General features: G+C 64.9%; 4 protein-coding genes and 2 rRNA genes. 3 read left to right on the forward strand and 3 right to left on the reverse strand.

Going from position 1 to position 3,488, the window contains the following annotated elements; genetic code table 11:
- Positions 1-126: ribosomal RNA gene (locus tag ACV530_RS36475) — 23S ribosomal RNA — on the forward strand; the annotation flags it as partial.
- A gap of 76 nt (positions 127-202) precedes the next feature.
- A 5S ribosomal RNA gene (gene rrf, locus ACV530_RS36480) occupies positions 203-319 on the forward strand.
- A 61-nt stretch (positions 320-380) separates the two neighbouring features.
- On the opposite strand, the gene ACV530_RS36485 is transcribed toward rrf, so the two are convergent.
- On the reverse strand, positions 381-794 hold the full coding sequence (locus tag ACV530_RS36485; protein ID WP_494337032.1) for a hypothetical protein: 414 nt from the start codon (positions 792-794) through the stop codon (positions 381-383).
- A gap of 283 nt (positions 795-1,077) precedes the next feature.
- On the opposite strand from ACV530_RS36485, the gene proC reads away from it, so the two are divergent.
- Positions 1,078-1,887: a pyrroline-5-carboxylate reductase gene (proC, locus tag ACV530_RS36490; protein WP_494337033.1), complete on the forward strand. Its 810-nt coding sequence runs from the start codon at positions 1,078-1,080 to the stop codon at positions 1,885-1,887.
- Here the strand turns inward: proC and trpS are convergent, their stop codons facing one another.
- Positions 1,888-2,886 (reverse strand): tryptophan--tRNA ligase, encoded by a 999-nt coding sequence (gene trpS, locus ACV530_RS36495; RefSeq protein ID WP_494337034.1) that lies wholly within the window; start codon positions 2,884-2,886, stop codon positions 1,888-1,890. It abuts the gene before it with no gap.
- Between the two features lie 350 nt (positions 2,887-3,236).
- Positions 3,237-3,488: hypothetical protein (locus ACV530_RS36500; RefSeq protein WP_494336085.1), on the reverse strand; the 252-nt coding region annotated here is incomplete at its 5' end.

Raw genomic sequence — 3,488 nt, forward strand, 5'->3', positions numbered from 1 at the left:
AGATGAGGACTCCCACCACCTTAGAGTGGGTAAGGCTCCCAGTAGACGACTGGGTTGATAGGCCAGGTGTGGAAGACCGGTAACGGTTGGAGCTGACTGGTACTAATAGGCCGAGGGCTTGTCCTCAGTTGCTCGCGTCCACTGTGTTTGTTCTGAAGTAACGAACTCGCCTATTGCTGGCTGGAGTTCAGCTTTATAGTGTTTCGGTGGTCATTGCGTTAGGGAAACGCCCGGTTACATTCCGAACCCGGAAGCTAAGCCTTTCAGCGCCGATGGTACTGCATGGGGGACCGTGTGGGAGAGTAGGACGCCGCCGAACAAATTTTCAGTAAGCCCTGGTGGGAATTTCGATTCCTGCCAGGGCTTACTTGCGTTTTGGGTCAATTCCCACGTCGCGAACCGCTCGCCATTCCCACGAACCCGACGACGCCGGCCACCAGGGCTCCGCGCCACAAGCCGTCCCACAGGCTGTCGAAGAATCCGTCGCTCGTGAGTATCTGCCGCAGCACGAAATCGCTGACCAGCAGAGCCGCCGCGGGGACCATGGCGACCTGCCATGGATGCCGGCGGGCCCAGCGCTGGATCCGGTGGTCGTCAGGAGTCCCATGACGGCTGCCGATCGCAGCGCCGACTCCGCCCACGAGGAAGAACAGCATCAGCCCGACGGACAGCGCTCCCGCCAGCACCGTGAGCCCGAAGTTGCCGGTGACCGTGTCCAGCCCGAGTGATACGGCGCTGCCGAGTGCACCGACCGCGGCTGCTGCCCGCCACGGCCCGAGCGTGGCCGAAGCCATGGCCAACTGCCGTTGTTCGGACGGGGATACCGGGTTCCCACCATGTGGTTGCCTCATACCGCCACGGTCTCGCTCCTGGCCATCGACTGCCATGGGTGAAGACCCTGACCCGTCCCTGACTCGACCCGTAAAGGGCACAGTCGGCGGGCGCCGCTGGGAGAGCGCCTCTGCGTGCGCTGTTGCCCCCTCGGTCCAGGTAATCGGAACCTCGCATCGGAACCGCGCGTCGCAGGTGAGGTGCGAAGATGGCTGGGTGGCCCAGCACAGCGAAGAGGTGAGCACCGTGACCCAGAGAGTCGCCGTCCTCGGCACCGGAAAGATCGGCGAGGCACTCCTCAGTGGAATGATCCGCGCCGGCTGGTCACCTGCCGACCTGCTGTGCACCGCACGTCGCGCAGAACGTGCCGAAGAGCTCCGTGCCCGCTATGGCGTCGAAGCGGTCGGCAACATCGAGGCCGCGAAGAGCGCCGACACCCTGATCCTTGCCGTCAAGCCGCAGGACATGGCGTCGCTCCTCGAGGAGCTCGCACCGCATCTGCCTGCCGACAGACTGGTCATCAGCGCGGCAGCGGGTGTGCCGACCGCCTTCTTCGAGGAGCGACTCCCCGCGGGTATCCCCGTCGTACGGGTCATGCCGAACACCCCTGTTCTTGTCGACGAGGGCATGTCCGTCATCTCCGCCGGCAGTCATGCGACGGAGGAGCACCTTCTCCGTGCAGAAGCGATCTTCAAGCCGGTCGGCAAGACGCTGCGGGTGCCCGAGTCGCAGCAGGATGCGGCGACGGCTCTGTCCGGCTCCGGTCCGGCGTACTTCTACTACCTCGTCGAGGCCATGACCGATGCGGGCATCCTGCTGGGCCTGCCGCGGGACAAGGCGCACGACCTGATCGTCCAGGCGGCCATCGGTGCGGCCGTCATGCTGCGCGACAGCGAGGAGCACCCCGTCAAGCTCCGCGAGGCGGTCACTTCGCCGGCCGGCACCACCATCAGTGCCATCCGCGAGCTGGAGAAGCACGGGGTGCGGCATGCCCTCATCGCCGCACTGGAGGCAGCCCGCGACCGCAGCCGCGAGCTGGCCTCCGGCGACAGCTGATCAGCCCGCCGGCAGTAGTCCGATCGCCCGGTACGCAGCATCCACTGTCGGGCGTGCCAACTCCCTTGCGCGCTGGGCGCCTTCCCGCAGGACCTTGTCCACCGTTGCCGGGTCGGCGCACAGTTCCGCGTGCCGGGTACGTACCGGCCGCAGCAGTTCCACGACCGCGTCCGCTGTGTCTTTCTTGAGAGCGCCGTACGAGCTGTATTCCGCGGCAAGCTCCGCCGGCTCCCCGCCGGTGCACGCTGCCAGCAACTCCAAGAGGTTCGTCACCCCGGGCTGGGCCTCTCGGTCGTACGCGATCGTGGTCCCGCTGTCGGTCACCGCACGCATGACCTTCTTGCGGATCACATCCGGCTCGTCGAGGAGATAGACGATCCCGGACGTGTCCGCGTGCGATTTTCCCATCTTCGACGTCGGGTCCTGGAGATCCATGACGCGGGCCGCCACTGATGGAAGGACGGCCTTCGGCATGGTGAAGGTGTGTCCATAGCGCTGGTTGAAGCGCACCGCCAGGTCCCTGGTCAGCTCCACGTGCTGGGCCTGGTCCTCGCCGACCGGTACCTCGTCCGCCCCATAGACGAGGATGTCCGCGGCCATCAGCACCGGATACGTCAGGAGCGACAGCCGTACGCTCCCGCCCCTCGCCCGTTCCCGTACCGACTTCTCCTTGTACTGGATCATGCGACGCATCTCGCCGTCGGTTGCCGTGCACTCGAGCACATACGACAGCCGGGTGTGTTCGTCGACGTGGCTCTGTACGAACACGGTGCACCGGGCGGGATCGAGGCCTGCGGCGAGCAGCAGCGTTGCCGCTTGGCGGCTCAGCCTCCGGACCCGTGCCGGGTCGTGGTCGACGGTCAGCGCGTGCAGGTCGACCACACAGAAGAGAGCGTCCGCCCGGTACTGGTCCGACTCGGCCCACTGCCGCACGGCGCCCAGGTAGTTGCCGAGGGTCAGGTGACCGGTGGGCTTGATGCCGCTGAAGATCCGTGCCATCGGTGTATCCGCTCCTTGTGGATGGACCACCGCCACAGACAGCAAAACGGCCGCCGAGGCGGCGGCCGTTGGATGCAGCGCGGTACGCGCAAGAGGTGGGCCGCCGTCAGGCGGACCACCACTGCTGGGTACATGCGTGCTGCTTGGTCATGCCTACGACCGTACGCCGCCGGAAGCCCTTGTGCCACGGGTTTGATCAGACTTATGGACTCGTGTAGAGTTCTTCGAGTTGCCACGGCGTCCGCGAGGACGCGGGGGCGGCACTTCTCGCCTCACTGGCGGCAATCATTACTGCACGGCCCTTGAACGGGATTGATTTCGGCATGCCGGAATTCGGTTCCTGACTCCGATTAGGAGTCGCGGGGGAAATCCGCTAAAGTAGTGATCACGCCGGAAGGCGCGAAGGAAAAGAAAGAAACCCCGATCCAACAGGGGGCCGGAGCCGGAAAACGGATCTGGTAAGGTTGGAAACAACGAAGGGAAGCGCCCGGAGGAAAGCCCGAGAGGGTGAGTACAAAGGAAGCGTTCGTTCCTTGAGAACTCAACAGCGTGCCAAAAGTCAACGCCAGACTATAAAACAACCCCGTCCCCTTGTGGGATGA

The organism is Streptomyces sp. SX-6 (assembly GCF_059089585.1).